The sequence below is a fragment of the Streptomyces sp. NPDC002004 genome (genome assembly GCF_053593975.1).
The window spans coordinates 80,997-106,223 of record NZ_JBSFDP010000007.1; the positions used below are offsets into that span (position 1 = coordinate 80,997).

The 25,227-nt window shown below is 73.8% G+C and carries 21 protein-coding genes; 5 read left to right on the top strand and 16 right to left on the bottom strand.

Annotation, left to right across the window (positions count from 1 at the left end):
• Window positions 1–152: 152 nt before the first annotated feature.
• The 5 genes from dnaK to ACWCP6_RS14025 form a co-directional block, all read right to left on the bottom strand.
• Complete coding sequence (dnaK, locus tag ACWCP6_RS14005; protein ID WP_450932646.1) at window positions 153–2,024, bottom strand: molecular chaperone DnaK; 1,872 nt, start codon at window positions 2,022–2,024, stop codon at window positions 153–155.
• Window positions 2,025–2,189: 165 nt separating this feature from the next.
• Window positions 2,190–2,615, bottom strand: coding sequence for an OsmC family peroxiredoxin (locus tag ACWCP6_RS14010; RefSeq protein ID WP_450932647.1), 426 nt, complete (start codon window positions 2,613–2,615; stop codon window positions 2,190–2,192).
• 100 nt (window positions 2,616–2,715) lie between these two features.
• Window positions 2,716–4,116, bottom strand: a complete 1,401-nt coding sequence (locus ACWCP6_RS14015) for an amino acid permease (RefSeq protein ID WP_450932648.1) — start codon at window positions 4,114–4,116, stop codon at window positions 2,716–2,718.
• 85 nt (window positions 4,117–4,201) lie between these two features.
• Window positions 4,202–6,331, bottom strand: a complete 2,130-nt coding sequence (locus ACWCP6_RS14020; RefSeq protein ID WP_450932649.1) for an alkaline phosphatase family protein — start codon at window positions 6,329–6,331, stop codon at window positions 4,202–4,204.
• A 318-nt stretch (window positions 6,332–6,649) separates the two neighbouring features.
• On the bottom strand, window positions 6,650–7,075 hold the full coding sequence (locus ACWCP6_RS14025; protein ID WP_450932650.1) for a hypothetical protein: 426 nt from the start codon (window positions 7,073–7,075) through the stop codon (window positions 6,650–6,652).
• Between the two features lie 162 nt (window positions 7,076–7,237).
• On the opposite strand from ACWCP6_RS14025, the gene ACWCP6_RS14030 reads away from it, so the two are divergent.
• Together ACWCP6_RS14030 and ACWCP6_RS14035 are read left to right on the top strand one after the other, a co-directional pair.
• Window positions 7,238–8,014 carry an MBL fold metallo-hydrolase gene (locus ACWCP6_RS14030; protein ID WP_450932651.1) on the top strand — a complete coding sequence of 259 codons (777 nt, stop codon included), beginning with the start codon at window positions 7,238–7,240 and terminating at the stop codon, window positions 8,012–8,014.
• Window positions 8,011–8,622, top strand: coding sequence for a DedA family protein (locus ACWCP6_RS14035; protein WP_450932652.1), 612 nt, complete (start codon window positions 8,011–8,013; stop codon window positions 8,620–8,622). The genes ACWCP6_RS14030 and ACWCP6_RS14035 overlap by 4 nt, the downstream gene beginning before the upstream one ends.
• A 93-nt stretch (window positions 8,623–8,715) precedes the next feature.
• Here ACWCP6_RS14035 and ACWCP6_RS14040 read toward each other — a convergent pair whose 3' ends face one another.
• The 5 genes from ACWCP6_RS14040 to ACWCP6_RS14060 all read right to left on the bottom strand — a co-directional run bounded on the left by ACWCP6_RS14040 (window position 8,716) and on the right by ACWCP6_RS14060 (window position 14,131).
• Window positions 8,716–9,990 carry a pyridoxal phosphate-dependent aminotransferase gene (locus tag ACWCP6_RS14040; RefSeq protein WP_450932653.1) on the bottom strand — a complete coding sequence of 425 codons (1,275 nt, stop codon included), beginning with the start codon at window positions 9,988–9,990 and terminating at the stop codon, window positions 8,716–8,718.
• Window positions 9,991–10,468: 478 nt separating this feature from the next.
• Entirely contained in the window at window positions 10,469–11,404 is a 936-nt protein-coding gene (locus ACWCP6_RS14045; protein WP_450932654.1) for an AraC family transcriptional regulator, read from the bottom strand.
• Window positions 11,405–11,498: 94 nt separating this feature from the next.
• On the bottom strand, window positions 11,499–12,083 hold the full coding sequence (locus tag ACWCP6_RS14050; RefSeq protein ID WP_450932655.1) for a TIGR03086 family metal-binding protein: 585 nt from the start codon (window positions 12,081–12,083) through the stop codon (window positions 11,499–11,501).
• A gap of 69 nt (window positions 12,084–12,152) precedes the next feature.
• A complete protein-coding gene (locus ACWCP6_RS14055; protein WP_450932656.1) occupies window positions 12,153–12,395 on the bottom strand; it encodes a DUF6158 family protein in 243 nt (80 codons plus the stop codon).
• A 116-nt stretch (window positions 12,396–12,511) separates the two neighbouring features.
• Window positions 12,512–14,131: an ABC-F family ATP-binding cassette domain-containing protein gene (locus ACWCP6_RS14060; RefSeq protein ID WP_450932657.1), complete on the bottom strand. Its 1,620-nt coding sequence runs from the start codon at window positions 14,129–14,131 to the stop codon at window positions 12,512–12,514.
• Window positions 14,132–14,224: 93 nt separating this feature from the next.
• On the opposite strand from ACWCP6_RS14060, the gene ACWCP6_RS14065 reads away from it, so the two are divergent.
• From ACWCP6_RS14065 to ACWCP6_RS14075, 3 genes are all read left to right on the top strand, one after another.
• A complete protein-coding gene (locus tag ACWCP6_RS14065; RefSeq protein WP_450932658.1) occupies window positions 14,225–15,754 on the top strand; it encodes a phosphatase PAP2 family protein in 1,530 nt (509 codons plus the stop codon).
• 152 nt (window positions 15,755–15,906) lie between these two features.
• Window positions 15,907–16,722 carry a class I SAM-dependent methyltransferase gene (locus ACWCP6_RS14070; RefSeq protein ID WP_450932659.1) on the top strand — a complete coding sequence of 272 codons (816 nt, stop codon included), beginning with the start codon at window positions 15,907–15,909 and terminating at the stop codon, window positions 16,720–16,722.
• Window positions 16,723–16,759: 37 nt separating this feature from the next.
• Window positions 16,760–17,113 (top strand): VOC family protein, encoded by a 354-nt coding sequence (locus tag ACWCP6_RS14075; protein ID WP_450932660.1) that lies wholly within the window; start codon window positions 16,760–16,762, stop codon window positions 17,111–17,113.
• Window positions 17,114–17,128: 15 nt separating this feature from the next.
• On the opposite strand, the gene ACWCP6_RS14080 is transcribed toward ACWCP6_RS14075, so the two are convergent.
• From ACWCP6_RS14080 to ACWCP6_RS14105, 6 genes are all read right to left on the bottom strand, one after another.
• Complete coding sequence (locus ACWCP6_RS14080; protein WP_450932661.1) at window positions 17,129–19,105, bottom strand: DUF5107 domain-containing protein; 1,977 nt, start codon at window positions 19,103–19,105, stop codon at window positions 17,129–17,131.
• A gap of 149 nt (window positions 19,106–19,254) precedes the next feature.
• Entirely contained in the window at window positions 19,255–19,797 is a 543-nt protein-coding gene (locus ACWCP6_RS14085) for a GNAT family N-acetyltransferase (RefSeq protein ID WP_450932662.1), read from the bottom strand.
• A 218-nt stretch (window positions 19,798–20,015) separates the two neighbouring features.
• Entirely contained in the window at window positions 20,016–20,936 is a 921-nt protein-coding gene (locus tag ACWCP6_RS14090) for a S66 peptidase family protein (protein ID WP_450932663.1), read from the bottom strand.
• Window positions 20,933–22,927, bottom strand: coding sequence for a prolyl oligopeptidase family serine peptidase (locus ACWCP6_RS14095; RefSeq protein ID WP_450932664.1), 1,995 nt, complete (start codon window positions 22,925–22,927; stop codon window positions 20,933–20,935). The genes ACWCP6_RS14090 and ACWCP6_RS14095 overlap by 4 nt, the downstream gene beginning before the upstream one ends.
• A 5-nt stretch (window positions 22,928–22,932) precedes the next feature.
• The gene (locus ACWCP6_RS14100; RefSeq protein ID WP_450932665.1) at window positions 22,933–24,258 is read right to left on the bottom strand and encodes a M20/M25/M40 family metallo-hydrolase; all 1,326 of its coding nucleotides are present in this window, start codon (window positions 24,256–24,258) and stop codon (window positions 22,933–22,935) included.
• Window positions 24,251–25,084 (bottom strand): M55 family metallopeptidase, encoded by an 834-nt coding sequence (locus tag ACWCP6_RS14105; protein WP_450932820.1) that lies wholly within the window; start codon window positions 25,082–25,084, stop codon window positions 24,251–24,253. Before ACWCP6_RS14105 ends, ACWCP6_RS14100 begins: the two co-directional genes overlap by 8 nt.
• Between the last annotated feature and the right edge of the window lie 143 nt (window positions 25,085–25,227).

The window sequence follows — 25,227 nt, forward strand, 5'->3', positions numbered from 1 at the left end:
CCGCTCAAGCGCAGCGTCAGGGGCGGGCGCCCTGCCGCCCTCTCCGGCGCGGCACAGCGGACCGATGCCCTCCTCTCGACGGACGGGCTCGACGGACGGACGGCCCGGGCCGGGAATCCGGTCGGGCCGCCCACCGTCGACCGGGGCGCCGGTTACGCGGCCCCGCCCCGCTGCTCACGCTCGTCGTCGATGATCTCGGCGTCGACCACGTCCTCGTCGGCCCTCGTCTCGTCCGAGGTGGTGGAGCCGCCGCTGTCGGCGGCGTGGGTCTGCGCGTCGGCGTACATGGCCTGGCCCATCTTCTGGCTGACGGCGGCCAGTTTCTCGATGCCCTCGCGGAGGGCGCCCGTGTCCTCGCCCTTGCCGTCCAGAAGGCCCTTGAGCTCGGTGGCCGCGGCCTCGACCTCGGTCTTCGTGTCGGCGGGGATCTTGTCCGCGTTGTCCCGGAGGAAGTGTTCCGTCTGGTAGACGAGCTGCTCGGCCTGGTTGCGGGTCTCCGCGGCCTCACGCTTGCGGCGGTCCTCGTCGGCGTACTGCTCGGCGTCCCGCATCATGCGGTCGATGTCGTCCTTGGGCAGCGCGGACCCGCCGGTGACGGTCATCTTCTGTTCGCGTCCGGTGCCGAGGTCCTTCGCGGAGACATGCATGATCCCGTTGGCGTCGATGTCGAAGGTGACCTCGATCTGCGGCACCCCGCGCGGCGCGGGCGGCAGCCCGGTGAGGTCGAAGACGCCGAGCTTCTTGTTGTACGCGGCGATCTCGCGCTCGCCCTGGAAGACCTGGATTCCGACGGACGGCTGGTTGTCCGCGGCGGTCGTGAAGATCTCCGAACGCTTCGTGGGGATGGTCGTGTTGCGCTCGATGAGCTTGGTCATGATGCCGCCCTTGGTCTCGATGCCGAGGGACAGCGGGGTCACGTCCAGCAGGAGGACGTCCTTCACATCGCCGCGGATCACGCCCGCCTGGAGGGCGGCGCCGACGGCGACGACCTCGTCCGGGTTGACGCCCTTGTGCGGGTCCTTCCCGGTGAGGGACCTGACCAGTTCCGTCACCGCCGGCATGCGGGTCGAGCCGCCGACCAGGATGACGTGGTCGATAACGGAGAGTTTCACTCCCGCGTCCTTGACGGCCTGGTGGAACGGCGTCTTGCAGCGCTCCAGGAGATCCGCCGTGAGCTCCTCGAACTGGGCGCGGGTCATCTTCTCGTCCAGGTGCAGCGGGCCCTCGGCGGACGCCGTGATGTAGGGCAGGTTGATCGTGGTCTCGGAGGAACTGGAGAGCTCGATCTTCGCCTTCTCCGCGGCCTCGCGCAGCCGTTGCAGGGCCATCTTGTCCTTGGCCAGGTCCACGCCGTGCGCGTTCTTGAACTGCTTGACCAGGTGGTCGACGATCCGCTGGTCCCAGTCGTCGCCGCCGAGGTGCGTGTCGCCGTTGGTGGCCTTCACCTCGATGACGCCCTCGCCCATCTCCAGCAGTGAGACGTCGAACGTGCCGCCGCCGAGGTCGAAGACGAGGATCGTCTGCTCCCCGCCCTTGTCGAGGCCGTACGCGAGCGAGGCGGCGGTCGGCTCGTTGATGATCCGCAGCACATTCAGCCCGGCGATCTCGCCGGCCTCCTTGGTGGCCTGCCGCTGGGAGTCGTCGAAGTAGGCGGGCACGGTGACCACCGCGTCCGTGACGTCCTCGCCGAGATAGGACTCGGCGTCCCGCTTCAGCTTCTGCAGCACCCGCGCGGACATCTCCTGGGCGGTGAACTTCTTCCCGTCGATGTCACCCGTGTCCGGGAACCGCCAGGACGCGTCCCCCATGTGGCGTTTCACGGAACGTGCCGTGCGCTCCACGTTCGTCACGGCCTGCCGCTTGGCGACCTCGCCGACGAGGACGTCGCCGTTCTTGGCGAAGGCGACGACGGACGGCGTGGTGCGCGCACCCTCGGCATTGGCGATCACGGTGGGTTCGCCGCCCTCCAGGACGGCGACCACCGAATTCGTCGTCCCGAGATCGATCCCGACCGCACGTCCCATGACCGTTCCCCTTCCGACTCACCTGGATCCTGTCACCCTCTAGCACAAAACTTGAGTGCCCTCTTGTCAACCCCTGTTCGGGTGAAACGATGCCGGAACGCGACGAGGCCGTGGCCCCGTGCGACCGGGAGCCACGGCCTCGCCCGGTGGTGACCCGGGCCCTGCTCAGACCAGCTTGGCCTGCATGGTGATGGTGGTGCCGGTCAGCGCCTTGCTGACCGGGCAGTTCTTCTTGGCGTCCTCGGCGGCCGCGACGAAGGCCGCCTCGTCGATGCCCTCCACCTGGCCCTCGACGTACAGGTGGATACCGGTGATGCCCGTGCCGGGCTGGAAGGTCACATCGGCGGCCGTGTCGAGGCGGGTGGGCGGGGTGCCCTTGCCGGTGAGGCCGTGCGACAGCGCCATGGAGAAGCAGCTGGAGTGCGCCGCCGCGATCAGCTCCTCGGGGCTGGTCTTGCCGTCCGCCTTCTCTGCACGGGACGGCCAGGACACCTGCTGGTCGGGGACGTCGGAGGTGTCGAAGGACACGACACCCCTGCCCTCGAGCAGGTTGCCGTCCCAGACGGTGTGTGCGGAACGCGTGGTTGCCACGGTGAATCCCTTCGAAGACAAGAGACTGCGGGACAGGAGACTGCGGACAGAATCCGTCGCCCTCCATCCGACCACACGGCGGCCCCGCGCACCCGGTAACTCAGGCCGTGACGGCGCGCTTCTTCCGGGCCGCGATCCCCGCGTACACCAGGACTCCGACGAACAGGAAGAGCACGCCCTGGTAGACGGCCGCGTATCCGGCCCCGCCGACCAGCCACAGCGAGAACCCGAACGCCGCGAGGGCCAGCACCGTGTCCCGGACCAGCCGGGAGCGCCGCACCCGGTGGCCCTGCCCGCTGAGCAGGAAGTACACCTGTGCCGCGGTGGCGAGGAGATACGGCACGGTCGCGGTGAAGGTGGTGACGAGGACGAGCGTCTCGAACACCCCGGCGGAACCGGCCGTGTAGTTGTAGACGGTCAGCAGCGAAGCCAGCACGACGCACACGAGCACGCCGACGGTCGGCACCCCGCGCCGCTTGTCGGCGAACACGGCCGGGAACAGTCCGTCCTTGGCCGCCGCGTACGGGGTCTGCGCGCTGAGCAGGGTCCAGCCGTTGAGGGCGCCGGTCATCGAGACGAGCGCGGCCAGTGCGACGGCGGTGCCGCCCCAGCTCCCGCCGAACATGGCATTGACGGCGTCCGAGAAGGGCGCGGTGGAGTGCACCAGCTTGTCGTGGGCGACTGTCCCGAAGACGGCGACGGTGCACAGCAGGTACAGCAGGGCGGCGAGCGTGGTGCCGAGCACGGTGGCGCGGCCGACGTTGCGCTCCGGGTCGCGCACCTCGCCCGCGCTGACGGAAGCCGACTCGACGCCGAGGTAGCTGAACAGCAGGATCGCGGCGGACGCGGAGACCGCGCCGAGCGTGGACCCGCCGCCCGCGTGGAACGGCCCGAGGTTGTCGGCGCGGAAGAAGAAGACGCCGCCGACGGCGACGAGCAGCAGCGGCGCGAACTTCAGCACCGTCGAGACGAGCTGCACCGCGCCGACGTACCGCGTCCCCGCGAGGTTGGCGAGCGCCGGCAGCCACTGCACCGTGAGCGCGGCGACGATCGTCCAGAACCGGGAGCCGTGGATCGGCAGCAGCACGTCCAGGTAGCCGACGGCGGCCACGGCGAGCGCCGCGTTCGACACCCAGGTGGTGATCCAGTAGGACCAGGCGGCCAGGAAGCCCGCGAAGTCGCCGAACGCCTCACGCGCGTAGACATACGGGCCGCCGGTGAAGGGATGGCGCTCGGCGAGCCGCCCGAAGACCAGCGCGAGCGCGATCGCGCCGACCGTGAGGACGCCGAAGGCAAGGAGGCTGACCGTGCCGAAGGGGGCCACGGACGCGGGGAGCATGAAGATGCCGCCGCCGATGATGTTGCCCATGACGAGCGCGGTGGCGACGGGGAGGCCGAAGCGCCGGGAATGACGGGTCTCCGGGCCGCGCGGGGACGGTGCCTCGGAAGCGGAGGGAGCCGGTCGCAGAGCCGTTCCGGTGCCGGTTCCGGTGTCGTGCATGGGGGTGGTGCGCCTCTCGGTCGTGCTGCGGACCGGGATCGCCGGACCGCCGACCATGGTCTGCCATGCGCGGCGGGCCTCCAAATCACGCGCTTTTGTCCGGTACGGAACCCTCGGTGGCAGCAAATGATGCGCTCGCGGGGTGTCCGTACAGGGAATCGTCCGGGGACGGCTGGAGCGGTACCTGCGGGCCGTCGGCGTCCCCGAGCCAGCACCGGAGCACCCGGTGCAGCCGCTCCGCGCCGACCAGCGCTTCCCCGTCGTGCACGGGTGAGGGGAGCGCGAGCGGCGCGAGCAGGAAGGGACGGCTCTGCGCGCCGCCCAGACCGCCGTGCGAGCCGATCTGCTCCTCGAAGGCGTGGACCTCGCCGGTCCCCGGGTCGTACCAGGAGTTGACCATGATGTCGGCGACGTGCGGGAAGGAGTCGGTGCGCCGCACGGCATCGGCCGCGCCGGGCCCGAACCCCGCGAGCGGGCCGACGTCGTCGACGAGCGCGTCGACGGGCACCTCGGCCCCGTGCGCCCCGATGACGACACTGCCGTGCTCCTCGCTCCGCACGAGGAGGAAGCCGATGCCCGGATGGTCGGCGAGGGTCCGCAGCAGGGCCGGGTGCCGCCGGTCGATCTCCTCGCGGGTCATCCGGTGGGGCACGTCCGGGAAGGAGACGAGCCCGAGGTTGCCGGAGGCCAGCACGACGGGCTCGGAGCGGCGGCCGGGGCTGTACTGCCCGGCGCCCTCCTCGACGGGCCGGTGCAGTGCGGCCCGGACGGCGGCCCGCGCCTCGGCGCCGCTGCGGGTCCTGCGCGCACGGCGCGGGACCGGCAGCCCGCATCCGGCCCGCACCAGGCTGCCGAGGGTGAGTCCGTAGCGCCCGAGGAACGTCTCGCCGGGGCTCTGGCCGTGGTCGGAGAGCAGCACGATCCGGTACGGCCTCGGGGCGTGCTCGGCGACCTTCGCCAGCAGGGCCAGGGACCGGTCGAGCCGCTGCAGCACCTTGTCCGCGTCGCGGCTGCGCGGGCCCGAGTGGTGCGCCACCTCGTCGTACGCGACGAGGTCCGCGTAGACGGCGTTCCGCCCGGCGAGCAGGTCACTGATGACCGCGGCGACCACGACGTCGCGTTCGACGACGGTCGCGAAGGCCCGGACGAACGGGTAGAGCCCGCCGCGGCCCACCCGGGGCCTGTGCCGGGCCGCCCGGGCGCGAGCGGCCTGCGCGATCTCGCGGACGACCTCGGCGGCGAAGGACACGGCGGTGCGCACGGCGTTGGCCGGGTCGGAGAAGTACGCGAAGTAGCCGGCCCGGGAGCGGTTGTCCCTGCCGCGCCGGGCGGCCACGGACAGGACGAGGGCGAGCTGGTCGGCGCCGCCGCTGAAGAGGTTGCCGCGACTGGCGCCGTCGACGGTCAGCAGCCCTCCGTCACCGGTGCGCGCGACGGCGCGGCGCTGGAGTTCGGCGGCGCTGGTGGGCCGGTTGCACACCATCACCTCCCGCGTCTCCTTCTCGTACCAGCGGAAGGCCGGGACGTCGTGGTTGCTTCCGTGCAGGATGCCGAGCTGGCTGGCCCCGGTCTGGCTGGACCAGTCGGTGCGCCAGGGGACGAGCCGGTGGGTCGGGTCCGGCCCGGCGAGCCAGCCGGCCACGGTGGGCATGAGGCCCCTGCCGACGGCGTCCCGCAGCACGTCGTGCCCAACGCCGTCGAGCTGGACGACGACGGTGGCGGGCGTGACCGGGCAGGCGGCCGCGCGGCCGCGCCCACGGCGGCGGGCGGCGAGGCGGTGGAGGCGGCGCCGGTACGCGTCGTCGTCCCGGACCGCGAGGGCGGCCCCGGTCGCCGAGGCCACGGCGGACATCACGGCGGCCACGACCACGGCGGTCTCCGGGGCGAGGTCGCCCCGCCCAGAGGGGTTGATCCGCAGGGCGAGGAGCAGCAGCGACCCGTTCAGGAAGAAGACCAACAGGCCCAGCACCAGGGCGGGTACGAGCAGCAGCGCCCGTACGAGAAGGGGCCACACGAGGACCGACAGCAGCCCGAAGGCACCGGCGCCGAGGGCCGCGGTGATGCCGATCCGGGTCGCGCTGTCGCCGTCGGCCGACTGGAGCGCGAAGTCCGGGAGGATCCCGGCGAGCACCAGCACGGTGGCGGTGGACACCGCCCATACGACGACCACGCGCCCGCAGGCCCGTACCCCCCGCCGCCACCGCCCCTTGCCCACGCCCCGCTCACCTCACGTCCCCGGACCGCCGCCACCCCGGACGAGCCGCACATCCAGCGTGTCACACCCCCGGACGACGCCCCCGCCGCCCACAACGATGCCCACCGGTCCCCCGGTCACACCGCCGGGCCGCGCGGTGTGAGGAGATAGGTCTCAACACCCGGCCCCGGCGCACCCGCTGCACCGAACCGGCGGCGGGCCCGGAGCGGACGCCGAGTCCCGTGCCCCTCGGGGGCAGCCCCGGCGGCGGCACGCCATCACCGCGGAACCCAGCGGTGCCCCCGGGCCGCAGCACACGGTTCCGCGCAGGGCACTCGTCTAGCAGCCGTTGTAGCCCGCCGTGGGCATCGACAGACGCCGGTGGACGTGGGCCTTCATCTCCGCGTCGTACTCGGGCTCCGCGAGGCCCGCGGTCTCGACGCGGATGCCCCGCCGGGCGCACTCGGCGACGAACTCCTCCGCGGAGCGCAGGGCCCGCTCGAGCACCCGGCGGCTGGGCGCGACGAAGAGGTCGACGAGGCCCGCGTCGACGTCCGCCCATAGGACGCAGTGGTCGGGCCGCAGCCCGTGCACCAGCAGGTGCCGGGTCACCACGTACCCCTGTTCGGCCGCCCAGCGGTCGCACATGGCGTGCTGGCTGCGCGAGTCGACCAGGAAGGGATCGTCGTCGAGCTCTTCGAGTGGTGTCAGACTCGCGATGGCCATGACGCGGAGCGCGGTGGACGAGCCGGCGGCCTCTCCCATGGCGTCCCCCTCACGTCCGGCCCTCCCCGGGAAGCTCTCGACTGCTGTGCGGCGAGCAGGGGAAGGGTTACCCCGAGGCGTACTGCGCCGGTCCCCGGGGATCGCCGACGACCCTACCCCCGACCGTAGGCTCAGGGGGAGTCGCACGAAGGAGGAAGCGCGGTGCCGGTGGAGATCACCTGGTGGGGGCACGCCACCTGCACGGTCGAGGACGCGGGTACCCGGGTGCTGACCGACCCGCTGTTCGCACGCCGTCTCGCGCATCTGCGGCGGCGCCGCGGTCCGCTGCCGCCGCCCGAGGCCGCCCGCGCGGACGCCGTCCTCGTCTCGCACCTGCACGCCGACCATCTGCATCTGCCCTCCCTGGCCCGACTGGCGCCCGGCACCCGCCTGCTGGTCCCGCGCGGCGCCACGCGCAGCGTGCCCGGGCTGCGCCGGCTGGCACACCGGCTGCGCGTGACGGAGGTCGGCCCGGGCGACGAGACCGCGGTCGGCGGCCTCGTCGTACGGGCCGTCCCGGCGCGGCACGACGGGCGGCGGCTCCCGGTCGGGCGGCACCGCTCGCCGGCGCTCGGCTATGTGGTGAGCGGCGAGGCGCGCACCTACTTCGCCGGGGACACCGGCCTGTTCGACGCGATGGCCGACGCGGTGGGGCCGGTCGACGTGGCGCTGCTGCCGGTCGGCGGCTGGGGCCCGTACCTGGGGCAGGGGCACCTGGACGCGGCGCGCGCCGTCGAGGCGCTGGTCAGGCTGGCGCCGCGCAACGCGGTGCCGGTGCACTACGGCACGTACTGGCCGATCGGGATGGATGGGGTACGGCCCCATGAATTCCATGCGCCCGGCGACGAGTTCGCCCGGCTCGCGGCGCTGCGGGCGCCGGACGTGACGGTGCACCGGCCGGAGCACGGGCAGAGCGTGCGCGCGGAGGCGGCCCGGTGAACATACTGGGAGTGGCGGCGGTGACACCGGAGACGACTCAACAGGCCGTCGGCTACCCGTCGTTGTTCCTGCTGGTGATGATCGGGGCGCTTGTGCCCGTCGTCCCGACGGGGGCGCTGGTGAGTACGGCCGCGGTGGTGGCCTTCCACCAGAAGGCGCCGTACGCGCTCGCCCTGGTGTTCGCCGTGGCCGCGCTCGCGGCGTTCCTGGGCGATCTGATGCTGTACTGGCTGGGGCGCCGCGGCATCGGGTCCGGCAACGGGTCGCGCTGGCTGGAAGCGCTCCGCGACCGCGCCCCCGAGGACCGTCTCGCGCGGGCCCGGACGCAGTTGGGCGAGCACGGCGTCCTGGTCCTGGTCCTGTCGCGTCTCGTGCCCGCGGGGCGGATACCCGTCATGCTCGCGTGCCTGCTGGCGCGCATATCCCTGCGGCGCTTCGCGCGCGGCGACGTACCGGCATGCCTGGCGTGGTCCGCCACGTACATGCTGATCGGGCTGCTGGGCGGCTCGCTGTTCCCGGAACCGTGGGAGGGCGTGGTGGCGGCGGTGGCCGTCGCCGTGCTGATCGGCGCGGCGCCCGCGGTGTGGCGCCGGCTGCGGAGGGACTGACCCTCGGCGGCGCCGTCGACGGCCACGCCGCGGCTGTCCCGGTCGGGCACCGGGCGGACGCCGGCGGGACACGGGGGCCCTGCGGGGGCCGGTCTAGGAAGGGCCCGCGGGCCAGTACCGCCGGACGCCGGCCCGCAGATCGTCCAGCGCGGAACCGAACCAGTCCAAGGCCTCGGCCACATGGGGCAGTTCCAGGGGATCGGGGGCGGCCAGCGAGGCGGCGCGCTGCTCCTGCGTGGCGCCCAGCAGGGGCCCCGTCGAGAGGCGTACGCGCAGGGCGGCGAGGTCGTCGCCGAAACGATGGCCGCCGGGGGTCGGCATGCCGAGCCGGTCGGTGAGGAAGTCCTCCAGTTCCTGCGCGTCGGTGACGCCGAGGGCGCCGAGGGCGGAGCGGAACGGTGCGAGGTCGGCGTACAGGTGCCGCCCGCACGCGGGCGGCCGGGCCAGCGCTCCGGCGGTGAGCAGCGCGTGGTGTGCGGCCGCGGCGACGCGTGCGTGCAGACGTACGGCGGCGTCGCGCCATGCCGTGACGTCGTCGGGCTCGCCCAGGGCGTGCGTGGCCGCGGCGGCGACGGGAGTCGCGATCCGTCCGCCCGCCGCGGTGAGCACGTCCAGCACCTGTGCCCGCAGGGCCCGGCCCTCGTCGGTGCCGGGGAACCGGGCGACGGCGACGGGCCAGCCGCGCGGCAGGAAGGCACCGGCGAGATCGGTGAGCACGGTGACCCGTTCCGGCCACATCTCGGCCGGGCTCAGCACGACCGGCGAGGGTGCGACGCCACGGGCCCGCCCGCTCCGCTGCTCCGGCGGCGGTCGGTGCAGGGTGTCCCGCCACGTCTCGTCGCTGACGATGTGCAGGCCCTCGGCGACGGCGGCCTCCACCGTCTCGTGCAGCACCTCCGGAGGGGCCACCGTGGCGGTGGGGTCGTCGGCGACGGACAGCACGAGCAGCCGCGGGTCGCCGCCCTCGGCACGGACCCGCCGTACGGTCTCCAGCAGGGCGTACGCGTCCGGGACACCGCCGCACTCGGCCGGTGTGCCCACGTGGTACGCGGACCGGCCGAGCAGCCGTGGCTGCGGCGTCCACCAGGCGGAGCAGGGGCGGGGCAGCAGGACGTCGCCGCCGACGGCCGCGGTCAGGGCCAGCAGCAGGACGGGGGCGCCGGGCGCGCCGGCGACGTGGTCCCGCTCGGCCGCCAGACCCCGGCGGGCCCAGTAGCCGCGCGCCGCGTCCAGCAGGGCGGGGCCGCCGCCGACGGGCTCGGGCGTCACATCGTCCGCCGCGGCGGCGGACGGCATGGCCGGCACCGGCAGGCCGTGTTCCGGCAGGGGCGGTCCGTACCGGACGGGTCCATGCCCCTGCGGCCCCATACGCACCTCCACACGCCGGCTCGCTCCGCCTCCAGCGTGCCCCGAACCCCGGGCCGGCGCGACCGCCGGGCGCTCGTGGGAGTGCGGGCCCGGTGAAGGTGATCCGGAAGGGACCGGGCCCGCAGTCGCAAGCCGGCCCGGCGGGACGACGCCGGGCCGGAAACGCAGCCGGGATCCGTCACGGCCGCCCCGGGCGCGCAACGGCACCCCTGGAACGGCCGGCCCACCGGCAACACGAGAACGCTAGGCCCCGTATCCGGGGAACGCGATCCTCTGGACGCACCCGGTGTCCGGATAGCGCACTCCACGGGCCCGGAGCGTCCGCCCGAGCCACTCCGCCGACCGCCCACCGGTTCTTCCGGCCCACGCAGCACGACGGGACGGGCCCCCGGACCGCCGTACGACGCATGCGCATCCGCGGGGCGCCGGACACAGCACGGCGAGCGCACCCCGGCGCCCCGGCGCCCGACCGTCCCGCTCAGCGCGAGCGCAACGTCTCCGACGGCAGTTCCCCGTGCCGCTCCCGGTACTGCGCCGCGAACCGTCCGAGGTGGGTGAACCCCCAGCGATGGGCCACGTCACCGACGCCCCGCTCGTCGGGTCCCGCGGCCCGGAGATCCGAGCGTGCGCGGTCGAGCCGCAGCCCCCGCAGATACGCCATCGGCGACACCCCGACGTACCGCCGGAACGCCTCCTGCAGCCACCGCACCCCGACCCGGGCCTCCGCGGCGAGCTCGGCCGTCGTGAACGGATGCTCGGGCCGCTCCCGCATCGCGTCGATGGCCCGCTTCACGGGGGCGGGCCGCAATGCCTGGGCGGGGGCGGTCAGTTCGGCCCGGTAGGGATGCTCGACGGTGACCAGCAGCCCGTTGAGCAGGGCCTCCTCCAGCGGCGCGGAGACCAGTGGCTGGTGCACGAGGGCCGGGGGCGCGTCACGGAGCTCGTCGATGACGGTCCGCAGCAGCCGGGCCCACCCGCGCCCCGGCCCCTGGACGACGTCGAAGCCGGAGGCGAACTCGACGGGCGTGCGCGGCGACCGGCCCAGCAGCTGTCCCAGGCGTTCCTCCAGCGCGGCACGGTCGATCTTCACGGCGAGTACCCGCGAGTCCCCGCTCCACCGGTCGATCACGGTGTCCCCGACCGGCTGAAGCACCCCGGCGCGCGTCACGGACGTCGTGGTGCCGGGTGCCGTTCCCTGCCGCCAGGTCACATGGCCGCTCAGCGCGACGGTCACGTGGTACGCGCCGAGTTCCCCGAACCGCATCCGTACATCGGCCCCGCACCCCATCTCGCCGACCGTGAGCGAGCCGAGCCGGCCGATGTCGAAGCGGGCCCGGAAGCCGCGGGCCCCGTCGATGACGTCCATGGCGTTGGCGTAGTACGTCTCGCCGATCAGCTTCCTGGCCCGGTCCACGTCGTCCGTGCGAAAGGACGTCAGGGACGGCCCGGACGCCGGGGACGACGACGCGCCCCCACCCCCCGTGGACAAAGGACCCCCACCCCCGCCGCTAGGGGTTCCTCCCCAGCAGGCACAGCAACCTGGTCTGCACATCCGCGTCCGGCGGCGGTTCCACCGACGCGGCGAAGACTCCGCTCTTCTCCAAGTCGGCAGCGTACGGGGTGACTTCGCGAACCGCGAAGTTCACCAGGACGCCCGGCAGGTGCTCGTCCGCGCCGATGCCCCGTGAGAGGTCCCAGCCGTGCACCACGAGGTCGGCGATCATCTGGCTGCAGTAGTCGCCGGTGGAGGTGTCCCCGTAGGACAGATGCACGGTGCCGTCGAGGGCGCCGGGGGCGCGGAAGGCGACACGGGCCGCCTCGGCCGCTGCGTCCCACGTGGTGACGGGGTCGCCACCGAGCACGTCGCCGTCGAAGGTGTCGCCGACCTCTGCGACGGTCGCGCCGTCGGTGACCAGGGACGGCACCCAGAGCTGTTCCACGGTGACGTGGTTGACGAGGTCCCGCACGGACCACTCGGCGCACGGTGTGGACGCGTCCCACTGGTCGGGACGGACGGTGTGCACCCGGTCGGTGAACAGCCGCACGGCCTCCGTGTAGCGGGCGAGCAGCGCGTGGTGCGGGGTGTGCGGCATGCCTGTCACCCTTCCCGGGGGTGCCCCGGCCCTCGGTCCGGGCTCACCGGCCGCGCCACGGCGGACCCGTCACTCCCCGTGGGCGCATTGGGGGTCCCGCTCCCGCGCGCCGGACCGGGTCCGGGCGCGGGCGACGGGACGGCGTGGATGGCGCCGCAGGTATTCCCCCTCCAGTTGCGCCATCCTGAGATTGTGCGCCTGCAGCGCGTCGTTCGAACCGTGCAGCAGGGTGTCGTGGCGGGTGCGGTGGATCGTCTCCAGCTCCTTCATCAGCTGCTGGTCGTCCAGGCGCCCCGGGTCGACTCCGGTCATATGGCACCCCACTCGTAGTGAGCTGTGGACTTCGCCTTCTCCCCCCACTGTACGAACGTCCGGGGCCCCGGGCCTGCGTAGCCCGAAAGCCCAGGTCGGAGCGGGTCCGGGGGCCCCTAGCGGGCGCGCTCCACACGGCGCTCGTCCCACACCGGCTCCGCGGTCTCGCGGACCCGGCCGTCGCTGCCGAAGACCAGATAGCGGTCGAACGAGCGCGCGAACCAGCGGTCGTGGGTGACCGCCAGCACCGTGCCCTCGAAGGCCTCCAGGCCCTCCTGGAGGGCCTCGGCGGACTCCAGGTCGAGGTTGTCGGTGGGCTCGTCCAGGAGCAGCGCCGTGGCGCCCGCGAGCTCCAGGAGCAGGATCTGGAAACGGGCTTGCTGTCCGCCGGACAGCTTGTCGAAGTGCTGCTCCGCCTGGCCGGTCAGCTCGTAGCGGCGCAGCCGCGACATGGCTGCTCCGCGGTCCTTGGCGTGCTCCCGCCACAGGATGTCGAGGAGGGTGCGCCCCGCCAGCTCGGGATGGGCGTGGGTCTGCGCGAAGTGGCCGGGCACCACGCGCGCGCCGAGCTTCCAGGCGCCCGAGTGCGCGACCTCGTCACCGGCGAGCAGGCGCAGGAAGTGCGACTTGCCCGATCCGTTGGAGCCGAGCACGGCGACCCGCTCGCCGTAGAAGACCTCCAGGTCGAAGGGCTTCATGAGGCCGGTCAGCTCGAGGGACTGGCAGGTGACGGCGCGCACGCCGGTGCGGCCGCCGTGCAGCCGCATCCGGATGTCCTGCTCGCGGGGCGGCTCGGGCGGCGGCCCCGCCTCCTCGAACTTGCGCAGCCTGGTCTGGGCGGCGCGGTAGCGGGAGGCCATCTCGTGGCTGTTCTCGGCGGCCTGGCGCAGGTTCAGCACGAGCTTCTTCAGCTGGGCGTGCTTCTCGTCCCAGCGGCGCCGCAACTCCTCGAAGCGCGCGAAGCGTTCGCGCCGTGCTTCGTGGTACGTGGCGAAGCCGCCGCCGTGCACCCAGGCGTCCGCACCCGCCGGGCTCGGCTCGACGCTGACGATCTTCTCGGCGGCCCGGGCGAGCAGCTCGCGGTCGTGCGAGACGAACAGCACGGTCTTTCGCGTCTCGCGCAGCCGCTCCTCCAGCCAGCGCTTGCCGGGTACGTCGAGGTAGTTGTCCGGCTCGTCGAGCAGCAGCACCTCGTCGGTGCCCCGGAGAAGGGCCTCCAGGACGAGCCGCTTCTGCTCGCCGCCGCTGAGGGTGCGCACCTCGCGCCACTGCGCCTTCTCGTACGGGACGCCGAGCGCGGCCGTGGTGCAGATGTCCCACAGCGTCTCCGCCTCGTACCCCCGCGCCTCGGCCCAGTCGGAGAGGGCCTGCGCGTACTGGAGCTGCGCGGCCTCGTCGTCGACGGTCATGATGGCGTGCTCGGCGGCGTCGACGGCCTTCGCGGCCTCGCGCAGCCGGGGCGGCGCGACCGACACGAGCAGGTCACGCACGGTCGTGGCGTCCCGCACGGAGCCGACGAACTGCGGCATCACGCCGAGCCCGCCGCTCACGGTCACGGTCCCCGCGTGGGGCTTCAGCTCGCCGGAGATCAGCCGGAGCAGCGTGGTCTTGCCGGCGCCGTTCGGCCCGACCAGCGCGACCGTGGCGCCTTCGCCCACCCGGAAGGAGACATCGCCGAGCAGCGCCCTCCCGTCGGGCAGGTAGTACTCCAGGTGCGCGGCTTCCAGATGTCCCATGGTCGGACATTGTCGGGGCTGCGGCTTGGGCGGTCCAACTGAATTTCACGCCCGGGAGGCAGGGTCGGCGCAGGTTGGGGGTAACGGGAGGGAATGTACGCCGACGCTGATCGCTCCGCCCGCCTCCTGCGCCTGCCCGGCCTCTCGCGCCTCTCCCGCGGCGGAGCCGAGCCCGTGCCCGCCGCGCTCACCCGCCTGACGGGACTCGATCTGCGGGCCTTCGAGTCGGTCGCCCGCCGGCACTGGCCGGGCGGCGACCGGGTCCTGCCCCGGCTCAGCCACGCCGCGAACCACGGCGTGCTGTGGTTCGGCACGGCGGCCGCCCTCGCCGCGACCCGTACGCCAAGGGCCAGGCGGGCGGCGGTGCGCGGCCTCGCCTCCCTGGCGCTGGCGTCCGCCACCATCAACACCCTGGGCAAGCGGTCGGTGCGCCGGGCCCGGCCGATACTGACGACGGTTCCCCTGGTCCGTCAGCTGAAGCGGCAGCCCATCACCACGTCGTTCCCGTCGGGGCACGCCGCATCGGCCGCCGCGTTCGCCACCGGCGTGGCGCTGGAGTCACGCGGCTGGGGTGCGGCGGTGGCGCCACTCGCCCTCGCGGTGGCCGCGTCCCGCGTCTACACCGGTGTCCACTACCCGAGCGATGTCGTGGTGGGCGCGGCCCTCGGTGTCGGCGCGGCGTTCGCGGTGCGCGGTCTGGTGCCGACCCGGGACCAGATGCCGTCCCCGGGGCGCCCCGTGGTGGACGCGCCCGCGGTGCCGGACGGCCGGGGGCTGGTGATGGTCGTCAATACGGACGCGGGCTCCCCGGAGCGGATGCGGGTGCTGCGGGACGCGCTGCCGCTCGCCGAGGTCGTGGAGTGCCGGGGGGACACCGTCGAGGAGGAACTGACCAAGGCGGCGTCCCGTGCGCAGGTGCTGGGCGTGTCCGGCGGCGACGGCACCGTGAACACGGCCGCCGCGGTCGCGCTGGAGCACGGGCTGCCGCTCGCGGTGCTGCCCGGGGGCACGCTGAACCACTTCGCCTACGACCTGGGGACGGAGGACCCGCGGGATCTGGTGACCGCGCTGCAGCGCGGCGATGCCGTCGCCGTCGACGTGGGCAGGTTCCGGACCGGCGGGAGGACCGGGGTGTTCCTCAACACGCTGAGCCTGGGCGTGTATCCGGAGCTGGTGCGGGAGCGGGAGCGCTGGTCGGACCGGATCGGCGGCCGGCTCGCCGATGTCGTCGCCGCGGTGCACGTGCTGCGCCGCGACCATCCGCTGGAGATCGACCTGGACGGCCGGCGGCGTGCCCTGTGGCTGCTGTTCGCCGGCAACTGCACCTACCGCCGCATGGGCCTCACCGCGGGCCGGCGGGCCGATCTCGCCGACGGGCTGCTGGATCTGCGGGCCGTGACGGCCGGGCGCTGGCCGGGTGTGCGGCTGCTGGGGGCGGCACTGGCGGGTCCGCTGTCGCGCTCGCCGTTCCACACGGCGGTGCGTCTGCCGCGGCTGCGCGTGGCGGGCATCACGGCGGGCACGCCGCTCGCCTACGACGGTGAAGTGGGCACGGCGGGACCGGTGCTGGAGGTGGACAAGCTGCACGAGGGCCTGACGGTGTACCAGGTCCAGACCCTGTGAGGGACGTCCGCGCCGCCCTCGGCCTCCCATCCCCCTTCGTCCGCATGGTGATATTCGGGTCTCATCATTCGACATGAGCGCGTACGGTGGTGGGCGCCGTCACGCACCGGCGTGGCGGCGCAGGCCTCGGGGCGACGAAGAGGGGAACGGCCATGTCCGAGTCGAGGGAGACCGCCGTCTACACGCACGGGCACCACGAGTCCGTGCTGCGCTCGCACACCTGGCGCACCGCAGCCAATTCGGCCGGGTACCTCCTGGACGTGCTGAAGCCGCATATGCGCATCCTGGACATCGGCTGCGGCCCCGGCACCATCACCGCCGATCTCGCGCACCTGGTTCCCGAGGGACGGGTGACGGGCGTCGACCGCGCTCCCGGCATCCTGGAGCAGGCCCGCGCCACGGCCGCCGAACGGGGCCTGACGAACGTGGACTTCGCGGTGGCCGACGTCCACGCACTGGACCACCCGGACGCCTCCTTCGACGTCGTCCACGCCCACCAGGTGCTGCAGCACGTGGGCGACCCCGTCCAGGCGCTGCGCGAGATGCGCCGTGTCACCGAGCCGGGCGGTTTCGTAGCCGTCCGCGACTCGGACTACGCGGCGATGACGTGGTTCCCGCAGTCCCCCGGCATGGACGCCTGGCTGGAGCTCTACCGGCGGGTGGCCCGCGCGAACGGCGGTGAACCGGACGCGGGGCGCCGTCTGAGGTCGTGGGCGCTGGAGGCGGGTTTCACCGACGTCACCTCCACGGCGAGCACGTGGTGCTTCGCCTCGCCCGAGGAGCGCGCCTGGTGGAGCGGCCTGTGGGCCGACCGCACGGTCGCCTCCGCCTACGCCGAGCGCGCCGTGGAGGGCGGCCACGCGACCGTCGGCGAGCTGCGGGGGATCGCGGATGCCTGGCGTGCGTGGGGCGCCCGGGACGACGCGTGGTTCGCCGTGCTGCACGGCGAGATCCTGTGCCGCAGGTGATCCCGCGGACGGCGCGCCACCAACTAGGCTCGCCCCCATGGAGATCCTTGGGACCACGCTGCGTATCTGCGTCGAGGACTTGGAGGCCACGGTGCCGTTCTACGAACGGCTGGCCGGCAGCAGAGCGCTCCGGTTCGACCGCGGCGGCGTCTCGGTCGCCGCGGTCGGCTGCTTCCTGCTGATGAGCGGCTCGGCGCAGGAGCTGGAGATCCTGCGGAAGGTCTCGGCGACCATCGCCGTCGAGGACGTCGACGAGGCACACGACGTCCTCACCTCGTCCGGGGCGAGGATCCTCGCGGGCCCGGTCCCGACCCCGGCGGGCCGCAACCTGATCGCCCTGCATCCCGACGGCACGGTCTTCGAGTACGCGGACAGGAAGCCGGTCGGCTGACCCGGGGCCGCCCGGCTACCGCGCGGGCGGCCGCATCCGGAAGTCGTAGCGCTCCGGCAGCGGCTCATCGGTGAGGCGACCCCACAGCTCACCGATCGTCTCGGCGCCCTCCCTCAGGTCCGCCACCTCGAAGCCCTCGTCGAACACGGCCCGGGCCTCGTCCTCGCGTCCCTCGGCGGCGAGCAGTTCCGCCTCCAGGAGGCGGAACCGGCCCCGCGCCCGGGTCGGCGCGTGCAACCGCTCCCAGACGGCGCGGGCCGCTGCGGTGCGCCGCGCGGCGAGCAGCACCTCGATCGCCTCCCGCCCCAGTGCCGCGGTGACCGCCGTCCAGGTCTCCCCGTCGTCCCGCCGTTCCCGGCACAGGTCGTCGAAGGCCTCCTCGTACCGGTCGGCGGCGCGCTCCCGGTGCCCCGCCGTGAGGTCGGCGACCGCGAGGCAGCGCAGCAGCGGCCACAGGGACGGCGCCAGTTCCAGGGCCCGCTCCCAGCTGCGCACAGCCTGTGCCTGGTCGCCCGCGTGCCACTGGGCGACACCGAGGTGGTACTCGGCGAGCGGTTCGGCCGGTGCGGTCTCCAGCATGTCCCGCCAGTGCGGAGCGACGAGCGTGGTCCCGGGCGGCCCGACCCGGCGCGGCACCGGGAAGGCACCGGTGCGCAGCAGCTCCCGCCACGGTGCCTGCTCCGGGCCCAGCGTGGCCTCGTCGAAGGGAGTCCCGGGCAGCTTGTGCTCCGCACGCAGGACTTCCAGGGCGCCCCACCCGGAGCCGACGGCGAGGATCTCGCCGGGTTCGGTGTCGGCGTGCGGCCGCCACGCCTCGTACGCGGCGTCGACGGAGGCACGCGGCAGTACCTGCTCCAGGCGCCCTTCGGCCTCGCCGCGCGCGGCGCCCCAGTCGGCGCCGTGCACGGTCTGCGGGCTCGCCGACAGCGGGCCGTACGCCTCCAGCCAGGCGAACTCGCCCTCGCCCTCCAGAGGTACGTGCTCCAGCTGCGTGCGTGCGAGACCTGCCTGGATCTCGGCGTACCCTCCGGTGCCCGGCTCGGTCAGCCAGCGCTGCCAGCGGCGGCCGCCGGTGCCGGAGCCCCACAGGAACAGCTTGCGTCCGCGCAGCAGATCGGTCGACGTCTGGACGAGGCCGTCGCCGTCGGCGTCGACCGCGGCGATCCAGCGGCGCTGCCCGTCGGGCACCTCGTAGAAGTAGTCGGCCGGGTGGGCGCTGCGCTGCGGGTAGGTCCGGTCGGCGCCGTCGAACTCGGGGACCGGGACCCGGCGCAGACTGCGCTCGTACCCGAAGTGCCAGGCCTCGTCGGCCGGTGCGAGCACCCTGCGCTCCTCGGGCACGGCGATGTTGGACCACCAGTAGACGGGCGCGGTCTTCTCGTGCGGATTGCGGATGCGGACGCCCACGTACAGGAAGTCCGAGCCCGCGGGCAGCCACAGGTCGACCTGGAAGGGCAGGTCGCGCAGCCGCTCCCACTCCCACAGCCGCAGCATCTCGCCGCCGTCGGGCGCGGTCACCCGGGCCGCGTGCACGGGTGCGCAGGAGAGCGTGGTGTGCCCGGTGGCGCCGATGTTCCACTCGATGCCGCCGGAGAACCATGCGCCGTTGAGCGCGAAGTCGGCGGGCTGGAACACCGGGTTGCGGTAGAGCAGTTCGCGTCCGGTCGCCTTGTGGAAGAGGGAGTGGACGCGGCCGCCGAGCCCGGGCAGCACCGTCACGCGCAGCTTGTCGTTCTCGACGACGATCGTGTCGAGTGCGGTCCCGGAGCGCTCGCGTCCGTACCCGTCGCGGATGCGCTCCGGCAGGACGCTGCGCAGCGGCGCGTAGCCGATCTGGCGGGCCATGGCGGGAGGCAGCCCGTCGCGTGCCCGGTCGTCGAGTTCGTGCACCTCGTCCATCGGCCGCAGCGGCGGCAGCGGGTTGCGCGGTCCCAGGTCCGCGGCGGGCAGGGTCAGTACGTCACGTCGGATCGTCGTGGCCGTCGACGGCAAGGCAGCCTCCCCTTTCACAGCTCCCCTTGGCTGTGGGGTGCGCCGGCGGTCCGGTGCTCCCCGATGACCATGGAACATCGTGATCGGGACACCCGCCAGGGGCTGCCCGGGTCAGGATTGCGCAAAGGCCTGCGCCGCGGGGCCGGAGGTCAGAGCATCTCCGCGGTGATCGCCCACCGTTCGTGGTCGCGCCAGGCGCCGTCGACGAACAGGAAGTCCGGCGAGAAGCCCTCGTGGCGGAACCCGCCGCGCCGCGCGAGCGCGACGGAGGCCGTGTTGTCCGGCTGGACGTTGATCTCCAGCCGGTGCAGCCCGAGTTCGCCGAACGCGTACCGCACGACCAGCCCGAGGCCTTCGCCCATCAGGCCGCGTCCGGCGGCGTGCGCGAAGGCGCCGTAGCCGAGCGCGCCGCACTGGAAGGCGCCTTCGACGATGTTGTTGATGTTGATGAATCCCGCGATGGCGCCGGTCTCCCGCGCGCACACGAGGAACCCGCGCCGCGTCGGGTCGTCGATGAGCCTGCGCGCGTACGCGGCGTACGTCTCCGCGGTGTCCGGCGGGAACAGCCACGGGTGGTGCAGCCGCTTGCTCTCGCGGGCGCGCGCGGTGAACTCCTCGCCGTCGCCGAGGGTGAAGGGGCGGATGCCGACGCGGGGGCCGGTGGCGAGGTAGGGGGTGGCGGTCTCGGACATGCGGTCACCGTATACGCCGGCCGGTGGCGTCGGGCGGCCGGAAACCCCGGGTGTCCGGCTGTGCGCGCGGGCGCCGCCGTGGATGTCCGTGGGGGACCCGGCCGCCGCTGCGGTGGCGTCGGCGCGTGCCGGATTGCGCGACGTCACCCGGGGCCCGCCCAACGCGGCGGGGCGCCTCCGCACGGGCCGGGGCGCCGGCTCCGGGTCCTGGGCGGCTCTCAGGCGAGCGCCGGCTCGTCCAGCGTCAGTGTCCCGGCCCCGGCGTCGAGTTCGGCCCGGACCCCGAACGGCACCGTGAGCGCCCCCTCGCAGTGCCCGAAGCCGAACTCCTCCACGACCGGGACCCCGAGCCCGCCCAGCCGGTCGAGGAACAGCCGGCGCAGTTCCTCGTAGGGGGAACAGCCCTCCCAGGAGCCGAGCACGACCCCGGCGACGGAGTCGAACCATCCCGCCCGCAGCAGCTGGGTGAGGCAGCGGTCCAGCCGGTAGGTCTCCTCCCCCACGTCCTCCAGGAACACCAGCCCGCCCCGCGCGGAGCTCCGTGCGTACGGTGTGCCGGTCTCCGCGGCGAGCAGCGACAGGCATCCGCCGAGGGTGACCCCGGCCGCCCGGCCCGGGACGAGGGGCCGCCCCGCGCGGATCGTGCGCACCGTCTCGGGGGCGAAGAGCGTCGCCCGCAGATGCTCCTGCGCCGCCGCGTTCTTGACGAAGTCGATGCCCGCGGCCATGGGCCCGTGCAGGGTGACGAGTCCCAGCCGGGCGGCGAACGCCTCGTGCAGCGCGGTGATGTCGCTGAACCCGACGAACACCTTGGGTCCGGCGGCCCGCAGCGCGTCCCAGTCGAGCAGGTCGGCCATGCGCTGGGCGCCGTATCCGCCGCGGGCGCAGAACACCCCGGCGACCGCGGGGTCGCACCAGGCCTGCTGGAGGTCGGCGGCCCGGTCGGCGTCGGTGCCCGCGAGGTAGTCGAAGGCGGGCTCGCGGTCCAGGACATGCGGTGCCACGACCGGGTCGAGGTCCCAGCCGCGGAGCAGGTCGAGCCCGGCCTGGAGGCGCTCCTCCGGGACGGGTCCGCTCGGCGCGACCACGGCGACCCGGTCGCCGGGGCCGAGACGGGCGGGCCGTGTCAGGGGGTTCACTTGGAGAGCTCCAGGGTGGGGATGCCGGGGATCGTCAGGCCGAAGGTCTGGGCGTAGAGGGACAGTTCGGCCTCCAGGGCACGGACCATGGTGTCGGCGCGCCGGAAGCCGTGGCCCTCCCCCTCGAAGGCGATGTACGCGTGCGGCACCCGGCGCCCGTCCATACGCGCGAGGAAGCGCTCGCACTGGGCGGGCGGACAGATGACGTCGTCGAGTCCCTGGAGCAGCAGGAACGGCGCCGTGACGCCGTCCGCGTTCTCGGCGGGCGACCGCTCGATGTACCGGCCGGGGACCTCGGCGAAGGGACCCACCAGGCTCTCCAGGTACTGGGACTCGAAGTCGTGGGTCTCTCCGGTGCTCCAGCCGACGAGGTCGAGGACGGGGTAGATGACCGTGCCGCAGGCGTACACGTCGGTGGCGGCCAGCGACGCGGCCGCCGTCCAGCCGCCCGCGCTGCCGCCGCGGATCGCGAGCCGGCCCGGATCCGCGGTGCCCTCGTCGGCGAGCGCGAGGGCGACGGCGGCGCAGTCCTCGACGTCGACGACGCCCCACTGCTCGCGCAGCCGGTTGCGGTAGGCGCGGCCGTGTCCGGTGGAGCCCCCGTAGTTGACCTGGACGACACCGATGCCGCGCGAGGTGAAGTAGGCGATCTCCAGGTCGAGGACGAGCGCGGCCCGTCCGGTCGGACCGCCGTGCACCCACACCACGTAGGGCGGAAGCTCGTCGTGGGGCGCCACCCGGTCGGGGTGGTGCGGCGGATAGATATGGGCGTGGATCTCCCGCCCGGCCGGTCCGGCGAACGTACGGATGTGCGGCTCGGGGTAGTACGCGGGCTCGACCGGGTCGTCGTGCCGGGCACCGACGACGCGGGCTCGACCGGTGCAGGTGTCCAGTTCCACGACCTCGGCCGCGCTGCGGGGGCTGGCGGCCACGCCGACGACCCGGCTGCCGTGCACGGCGACGGTCGGCGCCCATTCGGTCCAGGGACCGGCCGCGTCGACGACTTCGCCCGTCTCCGGGTCGAGGATGCCGAGCGCCGTGGCGCCCCGGCCGTGCACGACGGCGACGAGCCCGCCGTCGAGCGGTGCGAACCAGCGCAGGCCCACCTTCCAGAGCGGCCCTGCGAACTCCTCGTCGCGGGGGCACAGGGCCGTCTGCTCCGAGCCGTCGGGCCGGGCCCGGTAGAGGTTCCACCAGCCCGTGCGGTCGCTCGCGAACAGCAGTCGGCCGTCGGGCGCCCACTCGACCTGGGCGATCGACTCGTCGGCGCCGCCCGCGGCGGTGGCCGCCCCTGCGAAGGTGCCGTCGTCGGCGACGTCCGCGAGGACGAGCTCCGTACCGTCCCAGGGCATCTGCGGATGGTCCCAGGCGAGCCACGCGGCCCGGGTGCCGTCCGGGGACAGGCGGGGTCCGGTGACGAAGCGGTGCCGGTCGTCGGAGAGTTCCCGCACGGCGCTCCGGTCGTCCGCCGCGGAGCCGTCCAGCGGGACGGCGGCGACGACCCGGCGTACGTCGGTGGGTGCGGGGCCGGTGAACTCCTCCAGGACGCACCAGACCTCGCCGCGCTCCGCGTGCACGTGCGGGTCGGCCCAGCGCAGCCCGCCGCCCACCGGCGAGACGGGGGTGAGAGGCCGCGGCACGGCTCCGGGGACGTCCGGCTCGTACGCGTAGAGCCGCTGGTCCGCGAAGTGGGCGAACACCAGCAGGGGCCCGTCGTCCCCGCGCGGGACGCCCGCCCAGGGCTGCCCGCCGTACTCGATGACGCGGCTGCGGACGTTCCACGGCGGCGGCAGCACCGACTCCTCGGTGCCGTCGGGCCGCCGCCGCACCAGTTCTCTGCGGCCTCCCTCGGCGGGCCGGGGCTCGGTCCACCACGCCTCGTCGCCGACACAGCCCACGTACTCCGGATGCCCGTCGTGGGCGGCGGCGAGTGCCGCGTCGATCGGCGACTGCCAGCTCCCGTACGGCTCGGTCCGCACCATCTCCCCCATTCCCCTCATGCCGTGCGCAGAAAGCGGTCCAGGACCCGGACCCCGAAGTGCAGCGCCTCGACCGGCACGCGCTCGTCGACGCCGTGGAACATCGCCCCGTAGTCGAAGCCCTCGGGCAGCTTCAGCGGGGTGAAGCCGTAGCCGGTGATGCCGAGCCGCGAGAACTGCTTGGCGTCCGTGCCACCGGACATGCAGAACGGCACGACGTGCGCGTCGGGCGCGAACTCCTCCAGGGCGGCGCGCATCCGGGCGTACGTGACCGAGTCGACCGGCGCTTCCAGCGCCACCTCGTGGTGGTCGAACTCCCAGGCGACGTGCGGCCCGGTGAGCGCGTCGAGGGTGGCGCGGAACTCGCCCTCGGTGCCGGGCAGATACCGGCCGTCGACACGGGCGGTGGCGTCCCCGGGGATGACGTTCACCTTGTAACCGGCGTCCAGCATGGTCGGATTGGTGCTGCACCGGACGGTCGGCTGGAGCAGCGCCGCGGCCGGGCCGAGCCGCTCCAGCAGCGCGTCCACGTCGAATCCCGGTGCGTAGGGGTCCGTCCTGATGCCGTACACGGCGGCGATCTCGGTGAGGGCGGCGGCGACCGTCGGGGTGAGGCGCACCGGCCAGGTGTGGCTGCCGATGCGGGTGACCGCGGCGGCGAGCCGGGTCACCGCGTTGGCGTGGTTGACCTTGGAGCCGTGGCCTGCCCGGCCGCGCGCCGTCAGCTTCAGCCAGGCGGTGCCGCGCTCCCCCGCCGCGATCGGGTAGATCTGTGTGCCGAGTCCGTCGTGGAAGGTGAACGCGCCGGACTCGCTGATGCCCTCGGTGCACCCCTCGAAGAGGTCGGCGTGCTGGTCGGCGAGGAAGCCCGAGCCGTCGACCGCGCTGGCCTCCTCGTCGGCGGTGAACGCGATCACCACATCGCGCCGTGGCCGGACCCCGGCGCGCGCCCAGTGGCGTACGACGGCGAGGATCATCGCGTCCATGTTCTTCATGTCCACGGCGCCGCGCCCCCAGACGACACCGTCGCGGACCTCCCCCGAGAACGGGTGGACGCGCCAGTCCTCGGCCTGCGCGGGCACCACGTCGAGATGCCCGTGCACGAGCAGCGCGTCGGCCGACGGGTCGGTGCCCTCGATCCGGGCGACGACGTTCGTACGCCCCGGGGTGCGCTCCAGGAGCTCCGGCTTCAGGCCCGCGCCGGAGAGCTGTTCGGCCGCGTACTCGGCGGCGGGCCGCTCCCGGCAGTCGCCGCCTCCGCGGTTCGTGGTGTCGATGCGGATGAGGTCGGACGTGAACCGCACGACCTCGTCCAGTGCCTGCTGGTCCACCTGGTCAGCCATACTGCTCCTCCACCGCGGCCGAGACGATCGTGGTGACCGCCTTGAAGGTGCGGATGCCCTCGTACATGGTGCCGCTGGTGTACGCGACCCTGCGCTCACCGGAGACTGCCACACCCGGCACCACGGTCGCCGCCATGGCGAGGTGCGCCGCGTCGAACTCCAGCTCCACGGTGAAGGGCCCGCCCCGCACCGGCTCGTGCCGGACCGCGAGCGCCGCGGCCTCCTTCGCGGCGGCCCGGATGTCGGACGCGGTGCGCTCGGGGGTTCGGCACACCGCCGCGTACCGCGAGACATGGTCCTTCACGGCGACCTTCAGCGCGCCCGGTGCGTATCCGAGCGCGTCCTCGCAGGTCAGGTCGTCACCGGTGACGAGGACGACGGGGACGCCGTACTCGGCGACCACGTGCGCGTTCAGCAGGCCCTCGCTCGCGCGGACGCCGTTCAGCCAGACCCCGGTGATCGAGTTGGCGAGGTAGGTGTGCGCGAGCACGCCGTCCGTGCCCGCGCCGGTGTGGTAGCCGACGAAGGCGATGCCGTCGACGTCGCCGTGCTGCACCCCCTCGACCATCGACAGCGACTTGTGGCGGCCGGTGAGCATCTGCGCCCGCCCGTCCAGCCGCTCCAGCAGCAGATTGCGCATCGACCAGTGCGCCTCATTGATGAGCACCTCGTCCGCGCCGCCGTCGAAGAAGCCCTGCGCGGCCGCGTCGACGTCGGAGGTGAACATCGCCCGGCACCGCTCCCACTGCGGCGTGCCGGGCAGCACGTCCGCAGGCCAGGTCACTCCCGTGGCACCTTCCATGTCGGCGCTGATCAGGATCTTCACCATGCCACCAGTTCTATCGCAGCCCGGCGCTCGCACACAGGGGGCGCACACGAGGCGTCGCACGGGCCGCGGCGGCCGGACGCGGGACGCGGGCCCCGGCCCGGACCGTGCGCGGCAGCCGGTACATTTCGCGTTTTGCCTGG